At 69.1% G+C, this 24993-nt stretch carries 22 protein-coding genes; 15 read left to right on the forward strand and 7 right to left on the reverse strand.

Annotated features, from left to right (window positions below; all coding sequences use genetic code 11):
- The first annotated feature begins 19 nt into the window (after window positions 1–19).
- A complete protein-coding gene (locus QT382_RS18190; RefSeq protein WP_289255536.1) occupies window positions 20–586 on the forward strand; it encodes a YceI family protein in 567 nt (188 codons plus the stop codon).
- Here QT382_RS18190 and QT382_RS18195 read toward each other — a convergent pair.
- Both QT382_RS18195 and QT382_RS18200 read right to left on the reverse strand, forming a co-directional pair.
- Complete coding sequence (locus tag QT382_RS18195) at window positions 576–2081, reverse strand: 3-hydroxyacyl-CoA dehydrogenase (RefSeq protein WP_289255537.1); 1506 nt, start codon at window positions 2079–2081, stop codon at window positions 576–578. The two genes, QT382_RS18190 and QT382_RS18195, sit on opposite strands and share 11 nt — an antisense overlap.
- Complete coding sequence (locus QT382_RS18200) at window positions 2078–2872, reverse strand: enoyl-CoA hydratase-related protein (protein ID WP_289255538.1); 795 nt, start codon at window positions 2870–2872, stop codon at window positions 2078–2080. Before QT382_RS18200 ends, QT382_RS18195 begins: the two co-directional genes overlap by 4 nt.
- A gap of 114 nt (window positions 2873–2986) precedes the next feature.
- Between QT382_RS18200 and QT382_RS18205 the strand changes: the two genes are divergently transcribed.
- From QT382_RS18205 to QT382_RS18230, 6 genes are read left to right on the forward strand one after another with little or no spacing between them, the layout of a single operon-like run.
- Window positions 2987–3754: an alpha/beta fold hydrolase gene (locus QT382_RS18205; RefSeq protein WP_289255539.1), complete on the forward strand. Its 768-nt coding sequence runs from the start codon at window positions 2987–2989 to the stop codon at window positions 3752–3754.
- A 28-nt stretch (window positions 3755–3782) separates the two neighbouring features.
- The gene (locus QT382_RS18210; RefSeq protein WP_289255540.1) at window positions 3783–4244 is read left to right on the forward strand and encodes a formate dehydrogenase subunit gamma; all 462 of its coding nucleotides are present in this window, start codon (window positions 3783–3785) and stop codon (window positions 4242–4244) included.
- Entirely contained in the window at window positions 4241–5803 is a 1563-nt protein-coding gene (locus QT382_RS18215) for a formate dehydrogenase beta subunit (RefSeq protein ID WP_289255541.1), read from the forward strand. Before QT382_RS18210 ends, QT382_RS18215 begins: the two co-directional genes overlap by 4 nt.
- 20 nt (window positions 5804–5823) lie before the next feature.
- The gene (fdhF, locus tag QT382_RS18220; protein ID WP_289255542.1) at window positions 5824–8703 is read left to right on the forward strand and encodes a formate dehydrogenase subunit alpha; all 2880 of its coding nucleotides are present in this window, start codon (window positions 5824–5826) and stop codon (window positions 8701–8703) included.
- A gap of 8 nt (window positions 8704–8711) precedes the next feature.
- Window positions 8712–9554, forward strand: coding sequence for a formate dehydrogenase accessory sulfurtransferase FdhD (gene fdhD, locus QT382_RS18225; protein ID WP_289255543.1), 843 nt, complete (start codon window positions 8712–8714; stop codon window positions 9552–9554).
- On the forward strand, window positions 9544–9768 hold the full coding sequence (locus QT382_RS18230) for a formate dehydrogenase subunit delta (RefSeq protein ID WP_289255544.1): 225 nt from the start codon (window positions 9544–9546) through the stop codon (window positions 9766–9768). Before fdhD ends, QT382_RS18230 begins: the two co-directional genes overlap by 11 nt.
- A 44-nt stretch (window positions 9769–9812) precedes the next feature.
- Here QT382_RS18230 and QT382_RS18235 read toward each other — a convergent pair whose 3' ends face one another.
- From QT382_RS18235 to QT382_RS18255, 5 genes are all read right to left on the reverse strand, one after another.
- A complete protein-coding gene (locus QT382_RS18235) occupies window positions 9813–10883 on the reverse strand; it encodes a serine hydrolase domain-containing protein (protein WP_289255545.1) in 1071 nt (356 codons plus the stop codon).
- A gap of 3 nt (window positions 10884–10886) precedes the next feature.
- Window positions 10887–12014 carry an NAD-dependent epimerase/dehydratase family protein gene (locus tag QT382_RS18240; RefSeq protein WP_289255546.1) on the reverse strand — a complete coding sequence of 376 codons (1128 nt, stop codon included), beginning with the start codon at window positions 12012–12014 and terminating at the stop codon, window positions 10887–10889.
- A 79-nt stretch (window positions 12015–12093) separates the two neighbouring features.
- A complete protein-coding gene (locus tag QT382_RS18245; protein WP_289255547.1) occupies window positions 12094–14097 on the reverse strand; it encodes an OPT family oligopeptide transporter in 2004 nt (667 codons plus the stop codon).
- Window positions 14098–14232: 135 nt separating this feature from the next.
- Window positions 14233–14781, reverse strand: coding sequence for a hypothetical protein (locus tag QT382_RS18250; protein ID WP_289255548.1), 549 nt, complete (start codon window positions 14779–14781; stop codon window positions 14233–14235).
- Window positions 14782–14841: 60 nt separating this feature from the next.
- Window positions 14842–17433, reverse strand: coding sequence for a putative bifunctional diguanylate cyclase/phosphodiesterase (locus tag QT382_RS18255; protein WP_289255549.1), 2592 nt, complete (start codon window positions 17431–17433; stop codon window positions 14842–14844).
- An 80-nt stretch (window positions 17434–17513) separates the two neighbouring features.
- Between QT382_RS18255 and QT382_RS18260 the strand changes: the two genes are divergently transcribed.
- The 8 genes from QT382_RS18260 to QT382_RS18295 all read left to right on the forward strand — a co-directional run bounded on the left by QT382_RS18260 (window position 17514) and on the right by QT382_RS18295 (window position 24992).
- On the forward strand, window positions 17514–17810 hold the full coding sequence (locus QT382_RS18260) for an antibiotic biosynthesis monooxygenase family protein (RefSeq protein ID WP_289255550.1): 297 nt from the start codon (window positions 17514–17516) through the stop codon (window positions 17808–17810).
- A 277-nt stretch (window positions 17811–18087) separates the two neighbouring features.
- A complete protein-coding gene (locus tag QT382_RS18265; protein WP_289255551.1) occupies window positions 18088–18600 on the forward strand; it encodes a DUF7482 domain-containing protein in 513 nt (170 codons plus the stop codon).
- Window positions 18601–18681: 81 nt separating this feature from the next.
- Window positions 18682–19428, forward strand: a complete 747-nt coding sequence (locus tag QT382_RS18270; RefSeq protein ID WP_289255552.1) for a transporter substrate-binding domain-containing protein — start codon at window positions 18682–18684, stop codon at window positions 19426–19428.
- Between the two features lie 49 nt (window positions 19429–19477).
- The gene (locus tag QT382_RS18275) at window positions 19478–20191 is read left to right on the forward strand and encodes a substrate-binding periplasmic protein (protein WP_289255553.1); all 714 of its coding nucleotides are present in this window, start codon (window positions 19478–19480) and stop codon (window positions 20189–20191) included.
- Window positions 20192–20334: 143 nt separating this feature from the next.
- Entirely contained in the window at window positions 20335–21609 is a 1275-nt protein-coding gene (locus QT382_RS18280; RefSeq protein WP_289255554.1) for an efflux RND transporter periplasmic adaptor subunit, read from the forward strand.
- Between the two features lie 37 nt (window positions 21610–21646).
- Window positions 21647–22369, forward strand: a complete 723-nt coding sequence (locus QT382_RS18285; protein ID WP_289255555.1) for an ABC transporter ATP-binding protein — start codon at window positions 21647–21649, stop codon at window positions 22367–22369.
- A 17-nt stretch (window positions 22370–22386) separates the two neighbouring features.
- On the forward strand, window positions 22387–23694 hold the full coding sequence (locus tag QT382_RS18290) for a TolC family outer membrane protein (RefSeq protein ID WP_289255556.1): 1308 nt from the start codon (window positions 22387–22389) through the stop codon (window positions 23692–23694).
- Window positions 23691–24992: an ABC transporter permease gene (locus tag QT382_RS18295; RefSeq protein WP_289255557.1), complete on the forward strand. Its 1302-nt coding sequence runs from the start codon at window positions 23691–23693 to the stop codon at window positions 24990–24992. Before QT382_RS18290 ends, QT382_RS18295 begins: the two co-directional genes overlap by 4 nt.
- Window position 24993: the final 1 nt, after the last annotated feature.

The raw sequence follows: 24993 nt of genomic DNA on the forward strand, positions 1-24993 counted from the left end.
CAAGCCCGGCGAAGAGGCCTTGAGCCTAGCCCCCGCCGCCTCGCACTTGCGGGCCTATGTGTTCCGCGCCGGCCCCGCTGCAAGACTGGGCCACAACCATGTGCTGACCGCGCGACCGCAGGAGGCCCAGATCCTGATGGAGCCCGGCCGTGCCGCTTCGGCCCGCTTCCAGCTCGGCCTGAAGCTGGACCAGTTGCAGCTCGACGATCCGGCCCTGCGCGCCGAGCTCGGAGGCGGCTTTGCCCGAGCCCTCGACGCCGAGGCCATCGCCGGCACGCGCGCCAACATGCTGGGCGAGCGCGGCCTGCAGGCCGAGCGATTCCCCTGGCTGAGGATGCGCTCGCTGCGCCTGGTCGGCGAGGCGCCCCGGATGGCGGCGCTGGTCGAGATCGAACTGCACGGCCAGCGCCGCGAGCAATGGCTGGCGCTGACGATCTCCGAAGCCGACCAGGGGCTGAAGGTCAGCGGCCGCTTCGTGCTGCACCAGACCGATTTCGGCCTGGTGCCCTTCAACTTGCTCGGCGGCCTGCTGGCCGTGGCGGACGAGATCGTGGTCGAGTTCGAGCTGGTGCTGATCAGGCCTTGAAGCGCTGTTCGCGCAGCAGCGGGCTGATGCGGTAGCGCTCGCCACGGTAGGCCTCGAACAAGCCGTCGAGCGTGGCGCAGACCCGCTCGGCGCCCAGCAAGGCCAGCCAGTCGAACGGACCGGCCGGATAGTTGACGCCCAGCTTCATCGCCGTGTCGGCCGCGGCCTCGTCGCAAACGCCCTGCCAGACCGCATCGCTGCCCTCGTTCACCAGCATGGCCACGGTGCGTGCCACGGCCAGGCCGGGCACGTCACGCAGCACCTGGGGCTGCCAGCCCAGATGCAGCAGCAGCTGACGCGCCAGCTCGCGGTGGCCCTCATCGACACGCGGGGCAAACGCAATCGCCAGGGCATCGCAGCGATCAGGAGCCACCGGCCAGTCGATCACGGCCAGCATCGGATGGGCCCGCTCCTTGGCCATCTGCGCTGCAGTGACACCGCTGGACAGATGCAGCTGCAGATCGCCGAGCTGCAGGCCGCACCAGTCGGCCGCCTCGCCGCGGGCAAAGGCCAGGCCCTTGTGCTCCAGCCAGCGGCCCAGCGAATCGACCAGGCCGCCACGCCCGCAAAGCACCAGGCCCTGCGGCGCATCGCCGTTGGGCGCGACCACCGGATCGGCCGCGCTCGGCGTGCCTACGTAAAACCCCTTGCCAACCTTGCGACCCAGGCGGCCACCATCGACCAGGGCTCGTTGCACCAGCGAAGGCTGGTAGCGCTGGTCGCCGAAGTTGGCCTCGAACACCGACTGCGTGACCAGGAAATTCGTGTCGTGGCCTATCAGGTCCATCAGCTCGCAAGGCCCCATGCGGAAGCCCGCACCACGCAGGCAGCGGTCCAGCTGGGCCGGCGTGCCGGCCTGCTCCAGCAGCAGGGCCAGGGTCTCGGCGTAATAGGGACGGGCAATGCGGTTGACGATGAAGCCCGGCGTGGACTTGGCATGCACCGGCGTCTTGCCCCAGCGCCGGGACAAGTCAAAGATGGCCTCGGCAATGCCGGCATCCGTCTCAGCGCCCGACACCACCTCCACCAGCTTCATCAGCGGCACCGGATTGAAGAAATGCATGCCCACCAGGCGCTGCGGATTCGTCAGGCCATTGGCCAGGGCCGTGATGCTGATGGACGAGGTGTTGGAGGCAATCACCGCACCCGGCGCCAGCAGGGCATCGAGCTCGCGCAGCAGGGCCTGCTTGGGCTCCAGCTTCTCGATGATGACCTCGATCACCAGGGCCGCGCCGGCCAGCTCGGCCGTGGCCGCGGCAGGCTGGATGCGGGCCATCACCGCATCCCGCTCCGCGGCCTCCATGCGCCCCTTGGCCACCAGGCCGTCCAGGCCCTTGGCGGTCTGGGTGATGGCCGCAGCGGCCGCGCCTTCGCGCACATCCAGCAGCAGCACCGGATGGCCGGCCTGCGCCGCCACCTGGGCGATGCCGGCGCCCATCACGCCGGCGCCAATGACGCCGACCAGCGCGCCTTCTTGAATCCTGAAATCGCTCACGCCTTGTCTCCCGGAATCCAGGCTGCCGCCCGCTTCTCGCTGAAGGCCGCAAAGCCTTCGCGCGCCTCGTCACCCATGCGGACGCGGGCAATGGTCTCGGCCGTCAGCTCGCGCACCTCGGCCGTCACCGGGCCGACTTCCAATTGCGCGAACAGCCTCTTGATCTCGCCCTGGGCCTGCGGTCCGTTCTGCAGCAACTCATGGACCCAGCGCTCCACGGCCGCATCCAGTTCATCCAGCGGCGCCACTTCATGTATCAGGCCCATCTGCAAGGCCGTGTCGGCACCGATGCGGCTGGCAGTCAGCGCGAGCCGGCGCGCCTGGCGCGGCCCGACCGCATTGATCACATAGGGACCGATCACTGCCGGCAGGATGCCGAAGCGAGCCTCGCTGACCGCAAACCTGGCGTCGTCGGCCGCGACCGCGATATCGCAGGCCGCTGCGAGGCCCACGCCGCCACCCAGGGCCAGGCCCTGGACCCGTGCCAGCACCGGCTTCGGGCATTCGGCGATGGCAGCCAGCATGCCGGCAAAGCGGCGCGCATCGGCCAGGTTGTCTTCGTGAGAGGCAGCGGCTGCGCGCTTCATCCAGTCGATGTCGGCACCGGCACTGAAGGCCTTGCCGGCGCCGCACAGCACGATCACGCGCACCTTGGGGTCGGCCACCAGATGGCCCAGGGCCTGGGCCAGCTCGCCGATCATGGTCTCGTTGAAGGCATTGAAGCGCTCGGGTCGGTTCATCGTCAGCCGGGCCACGCCCCGCGCATCGACGGCAATGTGCAAAGTCTCCACGGAAGAACTCCTTGTGCTTGGCCGGCAGTATCGCAGCGGACCCCATGGCAAACTGCCGGCAGCCAGCCCCAGCCCTCGGCCATGCGCCCCCAATCGCCTCCATTTCTTCATCCCTTGGACGACGCGATCCGGATCGAGTCGCAATGGCTCAATCCGGATCTCGCCGAACGGCCGCTGATCGTCTTCCTGCACGAAGGCCTGGGCTCGCTCTCGCAGTGGAAGGATTTTCCGCAGCAGCTCTGTGATGCCGCGAACTGCCGCGGCCTGGTTTTCTCGCGCCCCGGCTACGGCAACAGCACGCCACGCACCGAGCCCTGGCCGCAGGACTATCTGCAAGAGCAGGCTCGGCATCTGCTGCCCGCCTACTTCGATTCGCTGGGCTTGCAGGACCAGCCCCTGCTGCTGTTCGGCCACAGCGACGGCGCCAGCCTGGCCCTGCTGTTCGCCGCCTACTTTCCGCGGCGGGTGCGCGCCCTGGTGGCGATGGCGCCACATCTCTTCGTCGAGCCCGTCACCATCACCGGTCTGCGTGCCGCCAAGGCTGCCTACGAGCAGGAACGCAGCTCCTTGCGCGCGGCCCTGGCCCGCCACCATGCCGACACCGACTCGGCCTTCTACGGCTGGAACGACGCCTGGCTGCGGCCGGGCTTCGAAGGCCAGTGGAATATCGAAGCCGATCTGCGCGGCCAACTGGCCTGCCCGGTGCTGGCCGTCCAAGGCGTGGGCGACGAATACGCGACGCTGGAGCAAATCCATGCGATCCAGCGCCTGCATTCCCCAACCCGGCTGCTGACCCTGGAACAATGCAGGCATTCGCCGCAGCGCGATCAACCTGAGGAGGTGATCGCGCGCACGGCCGCCTTCTTTGCTGAACAGCGCTGATGGTGCGGAACTGATCACAGAAGAACACATGAATCCCCCGATCGAACTCCAAGTGCGCGAGGTCCTGGCCTCGCAGCCGGTGCAGGACGGCGCACTGCTGCCGCTCCTGCACGCCATCCAGGAACGCCTGGGCCATGTGCCGCCCGAGGCCGTGCCGGTGCTGGCCGAATACCTGAACCTGTCTCGCGCCGAGGTCCATGGCGTGGTCAGCTACTACCACTTTTTCCGCACGACGCCGCCGGGTCGGCATGTGGTGCAGGTCTGCCGGGCCGAGGCCTGCCAGGCCCGCGGCGCTGAAAGCCTGATGGCGCATGCCGAGAAGGCCTTGGGTTGCGCCGTGCATGCAACGCGTGCCGATGGCGCGGTGACGCTGGAGCCGGTCTATTGCCTGGGCCTGTGCGCCTCATCTCCGGCCATCCAGATCGACGACAAGCTGCACGCGCGGATGACGCCGGCGCGCTTCGATCAGCTCACCAAAGGCTTGCTATGAGCGCTGCCGTCCGTGTCTTCGTGCCGCGGGACTCCGCGGCGCTGGCCGTCGGTGCCGACGAGGTGGCGGCCGCGCTGCAAGCCGAAGCGGCCCGCCGCGGCCTGAGCATCGAAATCGTCCGCAACGGTTCGCGTGGCCTGTTCTGGCTGGAGACCCTAGTCGAAGTGGCAACACCCGCCGGCCGCGTGGCCTATGGCCCTGTCATGCCGGAGGATGTGCCTTCCTTGCTCGACGCCGGCCTGCTGTCAGGCGGCGCCCATCCGCTGCATCAAGGTCTCACCGAAGCGATTCCCTTCCTCGCCCGCCAGGAGCGCCTGAGCTTCCGCCGCATGGGCGTGACGGACCCGCTTTCACTCGCCGACTACGAAGCGCTTGAAGGCTGGGCCGGCTTGCGCGCCGCGCTGGCTCTCGATGGCGCCACCATCGTGCAGCAGGTGCTGGACTCCGGCCTGCGCGGCCGTGGCGGTGCGGCCTTCCCGACCGGCATCAAGTGGAAGACGGTGCTGGCGGCTGAAGCCTCGCAGAAGTACATCGCCTGCAATGCCGACGAAGGCGACTCCGGCAGCTATGCGGACCGCATGGTGATGGAGGGCGACCCCTACATGCTGATCGAGGGCATGGTCATCGCCGGGCTCGCGGTGGGCGCCACACGCGGCTATGTCTACATCCGCTCCGAGTATCCGCAGGCCATCGCCGTGATGAACGAGGCAATTGCGCGCGCCACGGCGGCCGGTTTCCTGGGCGAGAACGTCTGCGGCAGCGGCCGCGCGTTCACGCTTGAAGTGCGCAAGGGCGCCGGCTCCTATGTCTGCGGCGAAGAGACGGCGATGCTGGAGAGCCTGGAAGGCAAGCGCGGCGTGGTTCGCGCCAAGCCGCCGCTGCCGGCCATCGAAGGCCTGTTCGGCAAGCCCACGGTCATCAACAACGTCTTGAGCTTCGCCGCCGTGCCGCTGGTGCTCTCGCGCGGTCCGGCGTTCTATCGCGACTACGGCGTCGGCCGTTCGCGCGGCACCCTGCCCTTCCAGCTGGCCGGCAATATCAAGCAGGGCGGGCTGGTCGAGAAGGCCTTCGGCCTGAGCCTGCGCGAGCTGCTGATCGACTTCGGTGGCGGCACGGCCAGCGGTCGACCGATCAAGGCCGTGCAGGTGGGCGGCCCGCTGGGCAGCTATCTGCCCGAGTCGCAATGGGACCTGCCGCTGGACTACGAGGCCTATGCGGCTGCAGGCGCCGTGCTGGGCCACGGCGGCATCGTCGTGCATGACGACACGGCCGACATGGCCAAGCTGGCCCGCTATGCGATGGAGTTCTGCGCCATCGAGTCCTGCGGCAAGTGCACGCCCTGCCGCATAGGCTCGACCCGCGGCGTCGAGGTCATCGACCGGATCCGCGGCAACCAGAACCGCGAACAGCAGGTGACGCTATTGCGCGATCTCTGCGACACCATGACCCACGGCTCGCTGTGCGCCATGGGTGGCATGACGCCCTTCCCGGTGCTGTCGGCGCTGAACCACTATCCGCAGGACTTCGGGCTGGCCGAGTCAGAAGCCGCCAAGCCTTGAAGTCGGCCAGGAAAGAGACCATGCTGGATTCTGTGAAACAAACCGACATCGACTACGGCACGCCGCGCCGCGATTCCGCCGAGACCGTCAAGCTCGAGATCGACGGCTTCGAGGTCGCCGTGCCCAAAGGCACTTCGCTGATGCGCGCCGCGATCAACGCCGGCATCCAGGTGCCCAAGCTCTGCGCCACCGACAGCCTGGAGCCCTTCGGCTCCTGCCGCCTGTGCCTCGTGGAGGTGGAAGGCCGCAAGGGCTACCCCGCCTCCTGCACGACACCGGCCGAAGCCGGCATGAAGGTGCGCACGCAGACGCCGAAGCTGCAGGAACTGCGCAAGGGAGTGATGGAGCTCTACATCTCCGACCATCCGCTGGACTGCCTGACCTGTTCGGCCAATGGAGATTGCGAATTGCAGACGCAGGCCGGCGTGGTCGGCCTGCGCAATGTGCGCTATGGTGTTGGAGAGCAGGCTGGAGCCCACCACTGCGACCTGCCCAAGGACGAATCCAACCCCTATTTCACGTTTGACTCCAGCAAGTGCATCGTCTGCAACCGCCGCGTGCGCGCCTGTGAAGAGACCCAAGGCACCTTCGCCCTGACCATCTCGGGCCGCGGCTTCGAGGCGCGCGTCTCACCGGGCCAGGATCAGCCCTTCATGGATTCGGAATGCGTCAGCTGCGGCGCCTGCGTGCAGGCCTGCCCCACGGCCACCCTGCAGGAAAAGACGGTCGTCCAGCTCGGCCAGCCCGAACACAGCGTCATCACCACCTGCGCCTATTGCGGTGTGGGCTGCGGTTTCAAGGCCGAGATGAAGGGCACGCAGGTCGTGCGCATGGTGCCCTGGAAGGACGGCAAGGCCAACGAGGGTCACAGCTGCATCAAGGGCCGCTTCGCCTGGGGCTATGCCACGCATGCGGACCGCATCACCAAGCCGATGATCCGCGCGTCCATCGACGACCCGTGGCAGGAAGTGAGCTGGGAGGCGGCGCTCACCCATGCGGCCAGCGAGTTCCGCCGGCTGCAGGCCAAGTACGGCAAGGATTCCATCGGCGGCATCACCTCCTCGCGCTGCACCAACGAAGAGACCTACCTGGTGCAGAAGCTGATCCGCGCGGCCTTCGGCAACAACAACGTCGACACCTGCGCCCGCGTCTGCCACTCGCCCACCGGCTATGGCCTGGGCCAGACGCTGGGCACCTCGGCCGGCACGCAGACCTTCGAGTCGGTGGACCAGGCCGACGTGATCGTGGTGATAGGTGCCAACCCGACCGACGGCCATCCGGTCTTCGCCTCGCGGATGAAGAAGCGGCTGCGCCAGGGCGCCAAGCTCATCGTCGTCGACCCGCGCCGCATCGACATCGTGCGCTCGCCCCATATCCAGGCCGAGCACCACCTGCAACTGCGGCCCGGCACCAATGTGGCGGTGATCACGGCGATGGCGCATGTGGTCGTCACCGAAGGCCTGGTGGCGGAGAGCTTCGTGGCCGAGCGCTGCGATGCCAAGTCCTTCGCCGACTGGCGTGATTTCGTCGCCAAGGCGGAGAACTCGCCCGAGGCTCTGGAAGCAGCCTCCGGCGTGCCGGCGGCCGAGCTGCGCGCGGCGGCACGCCTGTACGCCACCGGCGGCAACGCGGCCATCTATTACGGCCTGGGCGTCACCGAGCACAGCCAGGGCTCGACCATGGTGATGGGCATCGCCAACCTCGCCATGGCCACCGGCAACATCGGCCGCGAAGGCGTGGGGGTGAACCCGCTGCGCGGGCAGAACAATGTGCAGGGCAGCTGTGACATGGGCAGCTTCCCGCATGAGCTGCCGGGCTATCGCCATGTGTCCGACCCCCTGGTGCGGGCCAGCTTCGAGGCGGCCTGGGGCGTGGAGATCAATCCCGAGCCGGGCCTGCGCATTCCGAACATGTTCGACGCGGCCATTGCCGGCAGCTTCAAGGGCCTCTATTGCCAGGGCGAGGACATCGTGCAGTCCGACCCCAACACCCAGCATGTCTCGGCCGCGATGCGAGCGATGGAATGCGTGGTGGTGCAGGACATCTTCCTGAACGAGACGGCCAAGTACGCCCATGTCTTCCTGCCCGGTTCCAGCTTCCTGGAGAAGGACGGCACCTTCACCAATGCCGAGCGCCGCATCTCGCGCGTTCGCAAGGTGATGCCGCCGCTGGCCGGCCTGGCGGACTGGGAGGTGACGGTGCAGTTGGCCAACGCGCTGGGCTATCCGATGGCCTACCAGAGCCCGCAGAAGATCATGGCCGAGATCGCCGCCCTGACACCCAGCTTCAGCGGCGTCAGCTACGACAAGATCGAGCGCTTTGGCAGCGTGCAATGGCCTTGCAACGCGAGCACGGCCGAGGCCGGCACGGCCATCATGCATGTGGACCGCTTCGTGCGCGGCAAGGGCCGCTTCTTCATCACCCAGTACCTGCCCACCGAAGAGAAGGTCACGCGCAAGTTCCCGCTCTTGCTCACCACCGGCCGCATCCTCAGCCAGTACAACGTCGGCGCGCAGACCCGCCGCACCGAGAACAACCAGTGGCACAGCGAAGACCGGCTGGAGATCCATCCGCATGACGCCGAGGAGCGCGGTATCAAGATGGATGACTGGGTCAGCATCCAGAGCCGCGCCGGCGAGACCGTGCTGCGCGCCACCCTCACCGAGCGCATGCAGCCGGGCGTGGTCTACACGACCTTCCACTTCCCCGAATCGGGCGCCAACGTGATCACCACCGAGAACTCCGACTGGGCGACCAACTGCCCCGAGTACAAGGTCACGGCGGTGCAAGTGATGCCGGTGATGCAGATGTCCAGCTGGCAGCAGGAGTACAGCCGCTTCAGCAAGACCCAGCAGGAGTTGCTGGACGCGCGGGCCCTGGCCGAAGTGCAGGGCAAGTGAGCGGCCCCATGCCTGGCGATTCCCGCGATGGCGCCCGCTCGCTGCCAGTGCGCGGCATGCGGGCTGGCCACGCCTTCGAGCAGCAGGACTGGGTGGCCGAGGAAGTGCCGGTGGCGCTGGAGTTCAACGGCATCTCTCAGGCGGTGATGCTGGCCACGCCGCTGGACCTGGAAGACTTTGCGCTGGGCTTCTCGCTCAGCGAGGGCCTGCTGCAAGGCGCGGATCAGCTGTACTCGGTCGAGGAAGAAGTCTCCGAGCTGGGCATCACGCTGCATTGCGAAATCGCCGGCGAGGCCTTTGCCCGACTGAAGGAACGCCGCCGCACCATGGCCGGCCGCACCGGCTGCGGTTTGTGCGGCACCGAGAGCCTGGCGCAGGTGGCGCGCGATCTGCCGCCGCTGAAGGCGGGCGGTGCCTTCGGCCGCCAGGCCATTGCCCGCGCCCTCGGCCAGTTCCGAGACCACCAGGCGCTGCAACAAGCCACCGGCGCGGTCCACGCCGCGGGTTGGTGTTCTGCGGACGGCGAAGTGAGATGTCTGCGCGAAGACGTGGGCCGCCACAATGCGCTGGACAAGCTGATCGGCGCCCTCGCCCGCCAAGGCGTCGATGCCTCGCAAGGCTTCATTGCCATCACCAGCCGCGCCAGCTTCGAGTTGGTTCAGAAAGCCGCGTCGGCGGGTGTATCCCTGCTGGCGGCCGTGTCTGCACCGACCTCGTTCGCCGTGACCACCGCCGATCGTGCCGGCATGACCCTGGTCGGCTTCGCCCGCGAGCAGGACCTGGTCGTCTATTGCCATCCCGAGCGCCTGGCCCTGCCGGCGCCTGCCGAGAACCCGTCCCATGCAAATTGACAAGCTGGTCACCATGGCCAACCAGATCGGCAGCTTCTTCGCCGCCATGCCCGACCATCAGGAGGCGCTGGACGGCATCGCCAATCACCTCAAGAAGTTCTGGGACCCGCGCATGCGCCGCGAGCTGTTGGCGCACATGGATGCGACGGCGGAATCCGGCCTGGCGCCGCTGGTGCTGGAAGCCATTGGCCAGCACCGGGAACAACTTCGCTGAGTCAGGCGCCCGGCCACTGCCGTTGTGATCTCTCGATCAGAGGATCAGGCCCGAGCGTCGGCCGGCCGGCGCGCTCCATGAACCTGGCGGATCACCCGCACCAGGTCCAGCGGCTGGAAGCGCGAGCCCGCCTCGGACTCGGTGTCGACCCGGTGCACCAGCACCAGGCCATGCTGCGGATACACGCCCAGCATGTGGACATCGACGCCGGTATGGAAGAACGAAGGCGGATGGACGCTGCCGGCCTCGGGCACCAGCACGTCCCACAGGAGGCCGTAGGCATGGCCCCATTCGGGCTCCAGCAGCGAGATCGGCTGGGTGCTGCGGGTCACCCAGTCGGCCGGCACCAGTTCGCGGCCCTGCCAGCGGCCGCGCTGCAGCCACAGCTGGCCGTACAGCGCCAGGTCATGAGCCGAGAGGCGGAAGTGGTAGGCCGGGTAGCGCGACTTCTCGGCCTCCAGCTGGTAGTAGCCATCGAGCTCGGCATCGCGCTGCCGGCCGATGCGGCCCTGGTAGTCCCGCATGCCCAGCGGCCGCGCCAGTTCGTCGAGGAAGGACTCGTAGAGGCTGCGCCCGCTCGCCTTTTCAAGCAGGGCGCCGACCAGGTTGAAGTCCCAGTTGTTGTAGTAGTAGCGGCTGCCCGGCGCGGCCGAACCGCGGGCGGGCCGGGCCGCCTCCATGGCCGGGGACTCGGCAGCCGCCGGATGGTAGACACCGGAGCGCGAGGCCAGCAGGTCCAGCAGCCGCGCCTGCTTCTCCGCAGGGCTCAGCGGCTGCAGATCATCGATGCCGAGTTGTTCCAGCGTCGCCTGCAGGTCGATCTGGCCACGCGCCACGGCACGGCCGACCAGGCTGCTGAGCAGGCATTTGCGGATGGAATGCACCAGGCGACGCCGGCGGATGTCGCCCCATTCGAAGAACACCCGGCCCTGGTGCAGCAGCAGCAAGGACTCGGAGCCCGACCGCTCGAGAAACCCGGCCAGCGCTTGCAGCTTGGCGGCGTCGTAGCCCGCGGCCTCTGGCGTGATGCGCTCGAAGGCATCGCTGCTCGAAGCGGCCCGGCTTGAGGGCAGAGCCAGCAGCGGCACCAGACAGAGCTCGCGCCGCCGCAGCATGGCTCAGGCCCCGAGCTTGGCCAGCAGCTCCGCTTCGCGCTCGGGCTTCAAACCGGCGCGCAGCGGGCCGGTGCGGCGCTTCTCGTCCAGCGTCGCCCACCAGGCCAGGAAGTCGCTGGCCGACTGCCCGACCGGGCGGAACGTGAGCCCTGCCTTGACCGCCTTGGCATTGCTGCGCCGGTGGAAGCCGGCGGTATCGCCGCCGCCCGGCACCCAGACCGGCAGGTCCATCCAGGCCCCGACCTTGTTCTCCTCCAGGAACTTCTCCGAGGCCTCGATGAACTGGGCCTTGTTGCCCAGCGCCTCGTTGATGCCCTTGAGCATGGCGCCCATGCTCATCTCTTCGGCCGGGCCGAAGGCGTTGAAGTCGCCCAAGGTCCGCTGCTCGGCCATGCGGATCGCCCATTCGGCGAGGTCGCGGCCGTCGATGAACTTGACCGGATCCTGCAGCGGCGGCACCAGGGTCTTGCCACCGCGCTGCAGGCGCAGCGGCCAGTAGCTGAAGCGGTCGGTCTCGTCGCCGGGGCCGACGATCAGGCCGGGGCGGATGACCGTGGTCATGCCGGCGAACTGCTTGTGCGCCTCGTCCTCGCTGAGGGCCTTCAGCGGTCCGTACAGTCGCATGTCCTTGCGCAGATTGGCCATGGTTTCGGCCATGGCGTCGGGTCCGGTGTAGACGGCGCGCTTGCCGCCCTCGTCTTCCCCGGCCTTGCCGTTGCTCTCGTAGACCGAGACCGTGGAGATGAAGATGTAGTGCTTGACGTTGCCCTTGAGCACCGCCGCGGCGTCGCGCACCCAGAACGGCACGCTGGTCGGGTTGTCTATGCAGACATCCCACTGCCGCCCCTTCAGCGAGGCGTAGTCGTTGATGTCGCGGTCGCCGGTCAGCTCTTCCACCGCCGCCGGCCATTCCTTGGGACGGCGGCCGCGGTTGAACAGCGTGACCTTGTGCCCGCGCGACAGCGCATAGCGCACCTGGTGCGGACCGGTGAAGCCGGTGCCGCCGAGTATCAGGATGTTGAGCGGCTTCGGCGCGGCCTGCACGAGGCCGGGCAGGCCCACCGTCGAAGCGGCTGCGGCTGCGACGGTGCCGGCCAGTATCTGGCGGCGCTTGAGTTCATGTGCCTGCATGGGCAACTCCTTGAAAGCTGGGAACAACAAGCGCGGCAGCCTAGCCGGCCAGGGCCGGCCGGTCGTTGGTCACATGGGGTCAGCCCTTGCTGGCCTCGCCCTGCTTCAGGATCCAGCGGTAGACCACGAAGGTCACGGCCGCGAAGCCCACGCCGCCCAGCCAGACGCCGTAGTGCTCGGCGAACTCGCCGCTGACCAGACCCAGCGGGAAGTCCTTGCCGGAGAACACCACCAGGGCCGCGATGATCACGCCCAAGAGGCCTTCGCCGACGATCATGCCGGAGGCCAGCAGCACGCCCAGCTGCTTGCTGAACTCGGGCTTGGCCTGGCGCTCGGCGCGGCGCTCGTAGAGGTGGCCCACGATGGCGCCGATGCTGATCATCAGCGTGGTCGCGGTGGGCAGGTAGATGCCCAGGCCCACGGCCAGCGGCGGCATGCTGGCGCCCTTGACGTTCTTGCGCAGGAAGGCGTCGATCACGATCATCACCACGCCGATCAGGGCGCCAATGCCGATCAGGTTCCAGTTCAGGTCGCCCTGGATCACTCCGCGGGCCAGCGCAGAAATGAGCGCGGCCTGCGGAGCGGCCAGGGCCTTGGCCGGGTCGGCACCGGGCGCACCGGTGAAGCCGTAGGCCTGGTTCAGCAGGTCCAGCACCGGCGGGATCACCACCGCGCCGGCCACCACGCCGATCACCAGGGCCACCTGCTGGCGCCACGGCGTGGCGTCCACCAGCTGGCCGGTCTTCAGGTCCTGCATGTTGTCGTTGGCGATCACGGCCACGGCGATCACCACGGCGGTGACGAACAGCGAGAAGGCCACCAGCGCCGGATGCAGCGCGGCCGGCACCAGCGGCTTGACCGCGGTGACCAGCAGCAGGGCGATGCCGATGACGACCAGGATACCGACGCCGGACAGCGGGCTGTTCGACGATCCCACCAGGCCCGCCATGTAGCCGCAGACCGCCGACACGAAGAAGCTCATCAGCGCCACGTAGGCGACACCGCCAATGACCAGCAGACCGATGTGCTCACCCAGGCCCGCGCCTTGGGCGAACTGGGCCAGGATGAAGCCGATCGGCAGCATGCAAAGGGCCGTGATGCCGGCCACCCAGCCGATGGGAATGTCCTGCTCGGTGCGCGGCAGGCTGGCGCCCTGGCCGGCCTTGCGCTTGCGCGAGGCAGCCATGGCCGAACGCAGGCCGGAGGCCACCGGCTTGACCAGCTTGATCAGGGTCCAGATGGCGGCGACGCCGATGGCGCCGGCGCCTATGAAGCGAACCTGCTTGCTCCACACGGTCTTGGCCAGGGCGGCCGCGTCGGTGATGGCGCCGTTGGTGGCGATGTCGTGCAGGCCGCTCATGTAGGGCACGGCCACGACCCAGGCGATGGCGGCGCCCAGCAGCGAGGCGATGCCGACCCACAGGCCCACCAGGTGGCCGACCGCCAGCAGGGCGAAGGACAGGGCGAAGGTGTAGCCGGTGGCGCCGCCACGGCCGCCTTCACCGACACGGAAGAAGCGCTGGACCTCGCCGGCAAAGACCTGGGTGGCGATCACCAGGGCGAAGCCGGCCGAGACCGCGGCGCCGGCCACGATGGCCATCAGACCCTTGCGGTTCTCTTCCTGCGCCTGGCCGGCATCGGCTTCCTGGAAGCCGACCTTGAGCACCTCGGCGCAGGCCACGCCTTCCGGATAGGGCAGGTCCGAATCGGTCACCAGGGCACGGCGCAGCGGAATCGAATACATCACGCCCAGCACGCCGCCCAGGGCGCAGATCAGGGTCGTGGTCCAGTAGGGGAAACCGTTCCACCAGCCGACCATGATCAGGCCGGGCAGCACGAAGATCACCGAGGAGATCGCGCCGGCCGACGAGGCCACGGTCTGCACGATGTTGTTCTCGCCGATCGTCGTGTGCGAGAACTTGCGCAGCAGGGCCATCGAGATGACGGCGGCGGGGATCGAGGTCGCGAAGGTCAGGCCGGCCTTGAGACCGAAGTAGACGTTGGCAGCGGTGAAGATCAGGGTGATGACGATGCCCAGGAGCAGGCCGCGTACGGTCAGTTCGCTGGCGCGGTCATCGGGCATGGTGTGGCTTGTGGTCACGTTCCGGCCTTGTGAGGGTTGGTCTTGTGGAGACGGCCCAGGGCCGGGCCGCCGCATCCCGCATCATCGGGAATCGGCGCGCATTGTGACTCGGGGCTTGCCCGGGGAAAAAAGCGCTCAGCGCGAGGTCGAGATGTAGCCCAGCACGCTGGTCGTGGTGCAGTGGCTGCCCTCGCACCAGGTGCGCGAGCTGGAGCGTCCGCCACCGCCGCCCTGGGCCAGGCCCGGGCATTGCGCCAGGTTGAAGCTGGCCGGCAGGCCCTCGTAGCCGCCTATGCCGTTGGCCATGATCCAGTAGCGGGCCGGCCGCACCGGGGTCTGGCACAGCATTTCAAGATAGGCCTTCTCGCCGCGCTGGATCTGGCGGCCGTTGATGAACACGCCGGAATCGCCGCGCGAGGCCTCGGCCTTGAGCGTGCCGCCGAGGTTCAGGCCCGGCATCAGCTGGCCGGCGATGGGCTGGCCTTCCACGCCCCAGGCGCCGGACAGGGCGTCGTACCAGTAGCGCCCGGGCGCCACCGTCGTCGGGTAGACCTGCTGCAGCGCCTGCACGGTCTCGGGCTTGAGCTCGGCGCCATTGACGAAGATGCCGGTGCCGCAGAGCACGGCGGCCGGACCGGCCAGCAGACCGGTGACGAGAACGAGGCGCAGCACGGCACGACGCATGGCAGGCTCCCGGAACGAACGAGGGCGGAGCGGCCAGCATGCGCCGCCGCCCTGCCAGCGTCAACGGCCCTGCAGTACCCGGGCCTCGAACTGGGCCAAGGGCAGCGGCCGGCTATAGAGCCAGCCCTGGAACTGCGGGCAGCCGATGCCGGCCATGAAGGCGCGCTGCGGCTCGGTCTCCACGCCTTCGGCGATCACGCCCAGATCGAGACTGCGGGCCAGGGTCACGATGGTGCGGGCGATGGCCGCATCGCTGGGGTCGTGCAGCACGTCACGCACGAAGGAGGCATCGACCTTGAGGTCGTCCAGCGGCAGCCGCTTCAGGTAGGACAGCGAGGAATAGCCGGTACCGAAGTCGTCCAGCGAGAAGCCGATGCCGCGCGCCTTCAGCGCCACCATCTTGGCGATCAGGTCCTCGACGTTGTGGGCCAGCAGGCTTTCGGTCAGCTCCAGCTTGAGCCGCTCGGGGTCTATCGCCGTGCGCTGCAGGACGCCCAGCACCTGGGTCACGAAATCGGCCTGCTGGAACTGGCGCGCGCTGACGTTGACCGCCAGCGTCAGCGTCTCGAAGCCCGGCATCGTGGCCCAGCGGGCCAGCGTGGCGCAGGCGGTCTCCAGCACCCACAGGCCCAGCGGCAGGATCAGGCCGCTGGCCTCGGCCAGCGGGATGAAGACCACCGGCGGCACCACGCCGCGCTGCAGATGGGCCCAGCGCAGCAGGCATTCCGCGCCTATGGTGCGGCCGGCACTGTCCACCACCGGCTGGTAGTGCAGCTGGAACTGCTGCCCGGCCAGCGCCAGGCGCAGGTCCTGCTCCAGCGCCAGCCGGTCCTTGACCGCGATCTCGAGCGCCGGGTCGAAGAAGCAGACCGCATCGCGGCCGGCCGACTTGGCCTTGTACATGGCCAGGTCGGCCTGCTTCATCAGCTCGTCGGTCGAGCCCTGGTCGCCGCGGAACAGGGTCATGCCAATGCTGGCCGAACCCTCGTAGGCATCGCCGGCCAGCGCGAACGGCGCCTTGATCGCGACCAGCAGCTTCTCGGCCACGGCCTCGGCATCGGAGGCCGCGTCATCGCGGCTCGGTTGCAGCCCGGCCAGCAGCACGACGAACTCGTCGCCACCGAAGCGCGCCACGGTGTCTCCGTCGCGCAGGCAGGCCTGCAGCCGCGCCGCCACTTCCTTCAGCCATTGGTCGCCGACCTCATGACCCTCGGTGTCGTTGATGGTCTTGAAATGGTCGAGGTCGATGAACAGCAGGGCGCCATGCTGGCGGTTGCGCGCGCTGGCGGCCTGCAGCTGGTGCAAGCGGTCCATCAGCAGCGTGCGGTTGGGCAGGCCGGTCAGCTGGTCGTAGAAGGCCAGCATCTGGATGCGTGCCTCGGCCTGCTTGAGCTCGGTGATGTCCTGGGCCGTGCCCACGGTGCGCAGCGCCTGGCTGCCGAACTCGGAGCTGGCCCGCTCCTCTATCCACTTGATGCGGCCGTCGGGCAGCAGGATGCGGTGGACCACGTGATAGGGCTGGCCCTTGTTGAGCGAATCCAGGTAGGCCTGCTTGACGCTCTCGCGGTCCTCCGGATGGACCCGCTCCAGGAAGTCGCGGTAGGTGGCGCCGAACTCCGAAGGGTCCAGCTCGAACAGTTGGAAGGTCTCCTCGCTCCACCACAGCTTGCCGGTGCCCGGCTCCAGCGACCAGCTGCCCAGGCGGGCGATCTTCTGCGCTTCCTTGAGCTGCTCGCTGTTGACCCGCAGCGACTGCTCGGCCGCGCGTCGCTCGGCGTCGGTCTGCTGCAGCCGGCCCTGCAGCTCGGCCAGCCAGCCCATCACCGTGCCGTCCTCGCGCTCGCCCGCCGGCAGCTCGGCCTCGAACTCGCCGCGGCCCAGCCGCGCGATCTGCTCGTGCACATGATCCAGCGGCGCGCCCAGCGTCTGCTGCTGCAGCTTGTAGAGCCGCCAGATCATCCAGGCCAGCAGCAGGCCCAGCGACACGAACAGCCAGCGCATCAGGCCGGCATTGCCGACCGCCTGGGCCACGGCGCGGTCGGTGCGCTCGCGCACCAGCTCATTGAACTGGGCGATGGGCCGCATGATGCCGGCCTTGGCCCGGTGGTAGGCCTCGTCGTGCAGCAGGGCCACGGCCCGGGCGCGCAGCTCGGCCGAAGGCGCGCCCGCCCCTGCCAGCAGGGCCATGGCCTCGTACTCGGTCTGGGTCAGCGCATCGGAATTGCGCTTGGCCTCGGCCAGCTTGTCGAACTCCATGTCGGTGAAGCCGGCCTCGCGCATCAGCTCCAGCAGCGGCTTGGCCTCGGCGAAGGGGCGCGGCCGCTTGCCGTCGGCCAGCACCAGGTCCCAGTAGATGTTGGCCGCATCGCGCGGCCGCGGGCTGCGGCCTTCGCGGATCTCGAGGATCTCCTGGTAGCGCTCCTTGTAGACCGCATCGCCGGTGGCGGCATAGGTCCGCACCATGCGCGTCAAATCGTCCGAGGTCTGGCGCAACTCGTCGGCCAGCAGGCTGGAGCGCTGGCGCAGCTGGTTGGTGCGGTCGATCTCCTTCTCGGCCAGCACATAGAACACGAAGGCCGCGACCAGGGCCCCGAACACCAGCAGCGTGCGCCACAAGGCGCGCTGGAAGCTGGGGGTGGAGGTCTCGGACATCGGCATGGGCCGATCAGGATAGCAAGCCCCCTGTCCGGCCGCGCTAGCATCTGCCCTTCCTGTCGCTCCCCTGCACGACCATGATTCTCGAAGTCGCCGACATCCGCATCGCCCCCGGCCAGCAGGCTGCCTTCGAAGCCGCCATCGCCCGGGGCGTGGCCGAGGTGATCTCGCGCTCGCCCGGCTTTCTGCGCCACCAGCTGCAGCGCGGCATCGAAGCGCCGGAGCGCTACCTGCTGCTGATCGACTGGGCGACGCTGGAAAACCACACGGTGGACTTCCGCGGCGGCCCCTTGTTCGGGCAATGGCGCGCCATCGTGGGGCCCTTCTTCGCCGAGCCGCCCAAGGTGGAGCATTTCCAGCTCGCCACGCCCTGAGCCGGGGCGCATCTCCCCCCTGGGAACGATTCTTTACGAGGCAGCAATGGCAGGCGGCCGCCAGGCTGCGCAGAATCGGTGGCATCGAGTCCCTGCCGCCACCGGTCATGCACCTCGCCCTCACCCCATCGATGCGCCGCGCCGCCCCGCTGCTGAGCACCCTGGCGGTGGCCGTGATCGCCGTGGGCGCAGCCCTGATGCTGACCCTGCTGGCCTGAGCGGTGTAAGGACGGCGTCCGTTCCGGCGACACAGCCCGGCAACCACCGCCCCACCCTTGTGAACAAGCAACTCCTCTGCTCGCTGGCCGCGGCCCTGCTGACCGCCTGTGCCGCGCCCGCCACCCATGTCGGCCTGCCCCTGCAGCAGGCCTGGTTCCAGGGCCGCCTGGTCGACTACGTCACCACCGACATCTCCGACGGCGCCATGGCCCGTGCGCTGGGCGTCAACCATGTGCCGGCCCTGGCGCAGGCGCTCGCGCCGGCCGCACCGGGCCGACCGCGCACCCCGGTCGAGCGGGTCTACAAGTTCGCCGACGGCGAGCAGCTGAGCGTCTTCCCTTCGGTGCCGCGACCGGTCGGCGGCGAAAACCGCGACGCCGGCTACAGCCCGCTGTGGGCCCTGGTCGAGGTGCGCTGGCGTGCCGGCAGCCAGCCCCGGCTGCTGGCCTCGGAGGAAGCCATCCTGGAGGCCGAGCAGGCCGGCGAGCTGGCATTGCGTCACACCGGCATCGTGGTGAATTGCCCGGTCGTCCGCGTGGCCGGGCAGGGGGCGCTGCGCGATCTCCGGTAAGGGTCGATCGTGATGCCGGTCGGCAGGCCCCCGCCGGACAATCGGTCACCGCCCCGGCCAGGAGGCCGGGCGATCCACACCATGCATCCATCCGCGCTCACGCGCCGTGCCTTCACCAGCGGCCTGGGGCTGCTGGCCGCGCTGCCGGTCGGCGCCGAAACGCCGCTGCGCATTGCAATCGACATCAACGACCAGGGCGGCCTGACCCCGGTGGCCCGCGCCATCATCGGCCGGGCGTTCGAGCGCGTCGGCGTGGCCCTGCATTTCGAGCCGCTGCCTCTGCGCCGTTCGCTGCGCATGAGCAGCAGCGGCGAGATCGATGGCGAGGCGCTGCGCACCGCGGCCCTGGCCGACGAGCATCCCGAGTTGCTGAAGGTGCCGACCGCGATCGCGATCCTTGAAGTCCATCTGTTCGCCCGCCCCGGCTTTCCCGAGGCGCTGCCCCGGCGGATCCAGGACATGCGCCCCTGGCGCATTGCCCGCCAGCGCGGCGTCGTGTTGCTGGAGCAGCTGCTGGCCAAGCATCCGCTGCAGCTGGAGGTCCAGACCCAGGGCGACATGCTGCAGGCCTTGCGGCACGGCCAGGCCGACCTCGGCCTGCTGACCATGGCAGCAGGGCGTGGCCGACCTGCCGCGGCGCAGCTGGACGGCGTCCTGCATGGCCCTGAACCCCTGTTGCGCTTGCCGCTCTATCTGCTGCTGCATCAGCGCCATCGAGTCCTGGCGGGCGAGCTGAATGCCGAGCTGCAAGCCATGGAAGCCGGCGGCGAGGCCGCGCGGCTGCGCGAACAGGTGCTTGTGCGGCTACCGCCCCTGGCGATCCCCTAGGGCAAGGCCGGGCTTGCGCGGTCTCGAACGGCGGCCTCAAGATGGGCTCATGCCAAGGCGCCTCCTGTTCCTGATTGCCTGCCTGTCCCTGGCTCCCTTCCATGCCTTGCCGGCCGAGCCGACCGAAAGGCTGCGCTTCAGCACCGACAACAACAACCAGAGCGGCCTGAGCCGCGGCTGCCGCGCCGTGCTGAAGGAGGCCTACCGGCGCCTGGACCTGGCGATCGAGTTCGAGCCCCTGCCGGCCCGACGGGGTCTCAACACAGCGTCCACCGGCCAGCTCGACGGCGACGTCTGCCGCGGCCAGGGGGGCTTTGAAGACCGGCCGGACCTGGTCAAAGTGCCGGTACCGGTCAACTTCGCCGAGTTGCGGGCCGTGGCCTTGCCCGGCCACCGGCTGCCCACCCGGCTGGAGGACATCGGCGAGCTGCGCATCGCTGTGCAGCGGGGCGTAGGCTCGGTCGAGGCCCTGGTTTCGGGTTACCCCCGCATAGAGACGCGGGATATCGAGGAAGCCCTGCGGCTGGTGCGCGTCGGTGCGGCCGACCTGGCCCTGTTCCTGCTGCCGTCGAAAGCGGCCCCAGGGCTGCAGGCCTTGCTGCGGGGCCTGGAAGTCTCCGACAAGCCGCTGGCAACTCTGCAGGTCTACCACCTGCTGCACAAGCGCCATGGCGAGCTGATACCACGGCTGGTCCCGGTGCTGCGGGCCATGGAGGCCAGCGGCGAATCCCAGCGCCTGCGCGCCGAGGCGCAGAAGCCCTGAGCCGACTGTCCGGTCGCAGCTGTCCAGAGCTGTCCGCGGACAGCGTTTGCGCGGTGACAAAGCCGGCAAGTCCTTGATTTCATTGGTGGCCGCTCACTGGCACGCGGCTTGCACCTGGCTGTCCGGAACGCAACGGACAAGCCATGACGATTCGAGACACCTCCGCCACCGATCAACTGCTGCCGCAGCGCAGCTTCGCCAAGAAACGCGGCCTCTGGATAGGCGTCGCCGCCGTCGCCGTCATTGGCGTGACCCTGGCCGCCCCAAGTGCCAAGCGGCTGTTCGGCGCCGACAGCTCGGTGCAGGCCTCGCGGCTGGCCCTGGCCCAGGTCAAGGTGGCGGCCATGGTCCGCGACGTGGCCGGCGAGGGCAAGGTCGTGGCGGCCAACAGCCCCACCCTGTATGCCGGCAACCCCGGCACGGTGACGCTCAAGGTCCAGGCCGGTGACGCGGTCAAGCGGGGTCAGGTCTTGATGGAGCTGCACAGCCCCGACCTGCTGGCCCGGCTGAACCAGGAGCGCGCCAATGCCGATGCGCTCAAGAGCGAATGGCTGCGCGCCCAGGCCGACGCCCACCAGCAGCGCGCCCAGGCCACCAGCGGCCTGGAGACCGCCACCATCGCCCACAAGACCGCGCAGAACGACCTGCAGCGCCAGACGCAAGCCTATGCCGCCGGCGCCACCGCCGGCATGCAGGTGGACCTGGCGCGCGACTCGCTGGCCCGCACCGAGGTCGCGCTGAAGCAGGCCAAGGAATTGCTGACCCTGAAGGAGGACGCGCTCAAGTTCGAACTGGCCGCCAAGCGCCAGGCCTGGGAGCGCCAGCAGCTGGTCGTCACCGACCTGCAGCGCCAGCAGGACGAGCTGAGCGTGCGCTCGCCGGTGGACGGCCAGGTCGGCCAGCTCTTCGTCACCGACCGCATGAGCGTGGCCAAGGACGCCAAGCTGCTGACCGTGATCGACCTCAGCGCGCTGGAAGTGCAGATGCAGGTGGCCGAGAGCTTCGCCCGCGAGCTGCAGCCCGGCATGACCGGCGAGATGACCGGCAGCGGCCAGAGCTGGAAGGGCCGGGTCAGCTCGATCTCGCCCGAGGTGGTCAACAACGAGGTCGCGGCCCGCCTGCGCTTCGAGGGCGAGCAGCCCGAGCAACTGCGCCAGAACCAGCGCCTCTCGGTGCGGGTGCTGCTGGACCGCCGCGAGCAGGTGCTGCAGCTGCCGCGCGGCGCCTTCGTCGACGAGGGCGGCGGCCGCATCGCCTACGTGATCCAGGACGGCCAGGCCGTGCGCCGCCAGGTGCGCCTCGGTGCCACCAGCCTCAGCCAGGTCGAGGTGCTGGAAGGCCTCAAGCCGGGCGAGACCGTGGTGATCTCGGGCACCGAGCATTTCAAGGGCGCCGACCGCGTCACCGTCAGCCAGTAATTCAATCCATCAGCCCCATCCACAAGGACGACAAGCCATGCTGAAGATGCAAACCCTGTCCAAGGTCTACCGCACCGAGATGGTCGAGACCCATGCGCTGCGCGATTTCAACCTGGAGGTGAAGGAAGGCGAGTTCGTCGCCGTGACCGGCCCCTCGGGCTCGGGCAAGACCACCTTCCTGACCATCGCCGGCCTGCTGGAAGCCTTCAGCGGCGGCAGCTACGAGCTGGACGGCGTCGACGTCAGCCGCATGAACGACGACCAGCGCAGCAAGCTGCGCAACCAGAAGATCGGCTTCATCTTCCAGGCCTTCAACCTGATCCCCGACCTCAATGTGCTGGACAACATCGAGGTGCCCTTGCGCTACCGCGGCATGGGCGGCGAAGAGCGCCGCCGCCGCGCCCGCGAAGCCCTGGCCCGCGTCGGCCTGTCGGCCCGCGAGAAGCATTACCCGGCCGAGCTGTCGGGCGGCCAGCAGCAGCGCGTGGCCATCGCCCGCGCGCTGGCCGGCAGCCCGCGCCTGTTGCTCGCCGACGAGCCCACGGGCAACCTCGACAGCCAGATGGCCCGCAGCGTCATGGACCTGCTGGAAGAGCTGCACCGCGACGGCGCCACCATCGTGATGGTCACCCACGACATGCAGCTGGCCGCCCGCGCCCAGCGCAATGTCCACGTGATGGACGGCCAGGTGGTCGACATGACGGCCGACCTGCAGCTGGAACGCGCGCTGCGCGAGAACCCGCAGGCCGCTGTCGCCTAAGTCTGGAGTCGCACTACATGCGCATCTTCGTCCCGACCCTGCTGGCCCTGGCCGCGCTGGCCGCGATGCCGGCCCGCGCCGAGGACCTGCTCGAGGTCTATGCCCAGGCCCGCGCCGCCGATCCACGGTTGGCCCAGGCGGTGGCCAGCCGCGGCATCCAGCAGGAGCTGGCGGTCCAGGCCCGCGCCGGCCTGCTGCCCAGCTGGAGCGCCTCCTGGGGCAGCAGCCGCGGCGAGCCCGGCAATGCCGAGAGCCGCGGCCTGCGCAGCAGCCTTTCGCAGGTGCTGTTCGACCTGAGCCAGTGGAAGCGGCTGGATGCCGCCCAGGCCGAATCGCAGGCCGAGGACCTGAGGCTCAAGTCGGCCGAGCAGCAGCTGTGCGCCCGCGTCGCCATCGCCTATTTCGGCGTGCTGACGGCGCAGGCCTCGCTGGCCACGGCCGAGGCCAACGAGAACGCCTTCGCCACCCAGGTCTCGCAGGCCCAGACCCGCTTCGAGACCGGCCTCTCGGCCCAGATCGACGTGGAGCAGGCCCGCACCTATCACGCACTGGCCCGCGGCACCACGGTGCAGGCGCGCCAGAACCTGCTCGATGCCCGCGAGGCCCTGGCCGAGATCACCGGCAAGGCCCCCGGCGAGCTGCGGCCGCTGCAGGCCCAGCTCGATGCGCTGCCGCCGCAGCCGGCCGATCCGGCCGCCTGGGTCGAACAGGCGCTGCAGGCCAATCCCTCGCTCAAGGCCGGCCAGTTCCAGCTGCAGGGCAGCGAAGCCCGCGTCGAAGCGGCGCGCTCGGCCCATCTGCCCACGCTCAGCGTCGGCCTGGACAGCCAGCGCCTGACCGGCAATGCCATCGCGCCGCAGGACATGGGCCGTACCCAGCACCAGATCGCCCTGCGGCTTTCCATCCCGCTGTTCGCCGGTGGCGCCACCGAGTCGAGCAAGCGCCAGGCCTACTACCAGCGCGACAACCAGCGCGAGCAGCTGGAGGTCGCGCGCCGGGCCCTGGTGCGCGAGACCCAGGCCCAGTACCAGGCGGTGCTGGCCGGCATCGAGCTGGTGCGCTCCACCAGCGCCGCCGTCGCCGCCTCGGACCGCGCCCTGGCCGCCACCCGCGCCGGCCAGCAGCTCGGCACCCGCACCATGACCGACCTGCTGCTGGTGCTGCAGACCCAGGCCCAGGCCCAGATGGCCCAGGCCCAGGCCAGACACCGCTATGTGCTGGCCACGCTCTTGCTGCGCCAGGCCGCGGGCGCCCTGGGCGAATCCGAGCTGGCAGCCGTCAACGCGCTGCTGCAGCCCGCCAACACCGGAGCCGCCAAATCATGATGCTGGGCTACTACCTGGATCTGGCCCTGCGCGCCTTCAGGCGCAGCCGGGCCCTGAGCGCGCTGATGGTGCTGGGCCTGGGCCTGGGCATTGGCGCCTGCATGACCACGCTGAGCGTCTATCACGTGCTGTCCGGTGACCCGATACCGGGCAAGAGCGAGCGCCTGTTCAATGTGCAGCTGGATGCCGGCGGCCTGGTGGGATTCCAGGTCGGCCAGGATCCCACCCACCAGCTGACGCGCTTCGATGCCGAAGCCCTGCTGCGCGACAAGCGCGCCCCGCGCCAGGTCATGATGAGCGGCGGCCGGGTCTCGGTGCGGCCCGAGACGGGCAAGGCCTTCTTCACCACCGGACGCTACACCTCGGCCGACTTCTTCACGATGTTCGAAGCGCCGTTTGCCCATGGCAGCGGCTGGAACGCCGAGGCCGACGCGGCGGCGGCCCGCGTCATCGTGATCTCGCATGAGCTCAACGAACGCCTGTTCGGCGGCGGCAACAACGTGGGCAAGACGCTGACCATTCGCGGCATGGAGATGCAGATCCAGGGCGTGCTCAAGCCCTGGCGGCCGACGCCGCATTTCTATGACCTGACCCTGGGCCACTACGCGAAGCCCGAGGACGTCTACATCCCCTTCGCCACGGCCATTCCAGCTCGCTTCCAGGTCTCGGGCGATCAGAACTGCTGGGGCGAAGCACCGGGCGGCGACTCCCGCGGTCCCAATGCGCCCTGCGCCTGGGTCCAGTACTGGGTCGAGCTGGCCAGCGCGGCCGATGCACCGGCCTTCCGCGACTACCTGAAGCAGTACTCCGAGGCCCAGCGCAAGGCCGGCCGTTTCCAGCGGCCCGCCAATGCGCGCTTGCGTCCGGTGATGGACTGGCTGGCCCACAAGAACGTGCTGCCCGGCGACATCAAGCTGCAGGTCTGGCTGGCCTTCGGCTTCCTGCTGGTCTGCCTGACCAATGCCGTGGGCCTGCTGCTGGCCAAGTGCCTGCGCCGCTCGGGCGAGATCGGCGTCCGCCGGGCGCTCGGTGCCTCGCGCAGCGCCATCTTTGCCCAGTTCCTGGTCGAGGCCGGCGTGCTGGGCGTGGCCGGCGGCCTGCTCGGCCTGGTCCTGGCCTGGCTGGGCCTGTGGCTGGTGCGCCTGGGACCGAACGACTATGCGTCGCTGGCCACGATGGACTGGGAGATGCTGGGCCTGACCCTGTCGCTCGCCTTCGGCGCCAGCCTGGTGGCCGGTCTGCTGCCCGCCTGGAAGGCGGCCAGCGTGACCCCGGCCCTGCAACTGAAGACTCAATGAG

Origin of the sequence: Pelomonas sp. SE-A7, assembly GCF_030345705.1 — a bacterium.
GTDB lineage: Bacteria > Pseudomonadota > Gammaproteobacteria > Burkholderiales > Burkholderiaceae_C > JAUASW01.

Bases quoted from the DNA above. Each gene is read 5' to 3' on its own strand.
- QT382_RS18210 (WP_289255540.1), top strand. From the start codon at position 3,783: ATGAATCCCCCGATCGAACTCCAAGTGCGCGAGGTCCTGGCCTCGCAG.
- QT382_RS18215 (WP_289255541.1), top strand. From the start codon at position 4,241: ATGAGCGCTGCCGTCCGTGTCTTCGTGCCGCGGGACTCCGCGGCGCTG.
- fdhF (WP_289255542.1), top strand. From the start codon at position 5,824: ATGCTGGATTCTGTGAAACAAACCGACATCGACTACGGCACGCCGCGC.
- fdhD (WP_289255543.1), top strand. From the start codon at position 8,712: ATGCCTGGCGATTCCCGCGATGGCGCCCGCTCGCTGCCAGTGCGCGGC.
- QT382_RS18230 (WP_289255544.1), top strand. From the start codon at position 9,544: ATGCAAATTGACAAGCTGGTCACCATGGCCAACCAGATCGGCAGCTTC.
- QT382_RS18235 (WP_289255545.1), bottom strand. From the start codon at position 10,883: ATGCTGCGGCGGCGCGAGCTCTGTCTGGTGCCGCTGCTGGCTCTGCCC.
- QT382_RS18240 (WP_289255546.1), bottom strand. From the start codon at position 12,014: ATGCAGGCACATGAACTCAAGCGCCGCCAGATACTGGCCGGCACCGTC.
- QT382_RS18245 (WP_289255547.1), bottom strand. From the start codon at position 14,097: ATGCCCGATGACCGCGCCAGCGAACTGACCGTACGCGGCCTGCTCCTG.
- QT382_RS18250 (WP_289255548.1), bottom strand. From the start codon at position 14,781: ATGCGTCGTGCCGTGCTGCGCCTCGTTCTCGTCACCGGTCTGCTGGCC.
- QT382_RS18255 (WP_289255549.1), bottom strand. From the start codon at position 17,433: ATGTCCGAGACCTCCACCCCCAGCTTCCAGCGCGCCTTGTGGCGCACG.
- QT382_RS18260 (WP_289255550.1), top strand. From the start codon at position 17,514: ATGATTCTCGAAGTCGCCGACATCCGCATCGCCCCCGGCCAGCAGGCT.
- QT382_RS18270 (WP_289255552.1), top strand. From the start codon at position 18,682: ATGCATCCATCCGCGCTCACGCGCCGTGCCTTCACCAGCGGCCTGGGG.
- QT382_RS18275 (WP_289255553.1), top strand. From the start codon at position 19,478: ATGCCAAGGCGCCTCCTGTTCCTGATTGCCTGCCTGTCCCTGGCTCCC.
- QT382_RS18280 (WP_289255554.1), top strand. From the start codon at position 20,335: ATGACGATTCGAGACACCTCCGCCACCGATCAACTGCTGCCGCAGCGC.
- QT382_RS18285 (WP_289255555.1), top strand. From the start codon at position 21,647: ATGCTGAAGATGCAAACCCTGTCCAAGGTCTACCGCACCGAGATGGTC.
- QT382_RS18290 (WP_289255556.1), top strand. From the start codon at position 22,387: ATGCGCATCTTCGTCCCGACCCTGCTGGCCCTGGCCGCGCTGGCCGCG.
- QT382_RS18295 (WP_289255557.1), top strand. From the start codon at position 23,691: ATGATGCTGGGCTACTACCTGGATCTGGCCCTGCGCGCCTTCAGGCGC.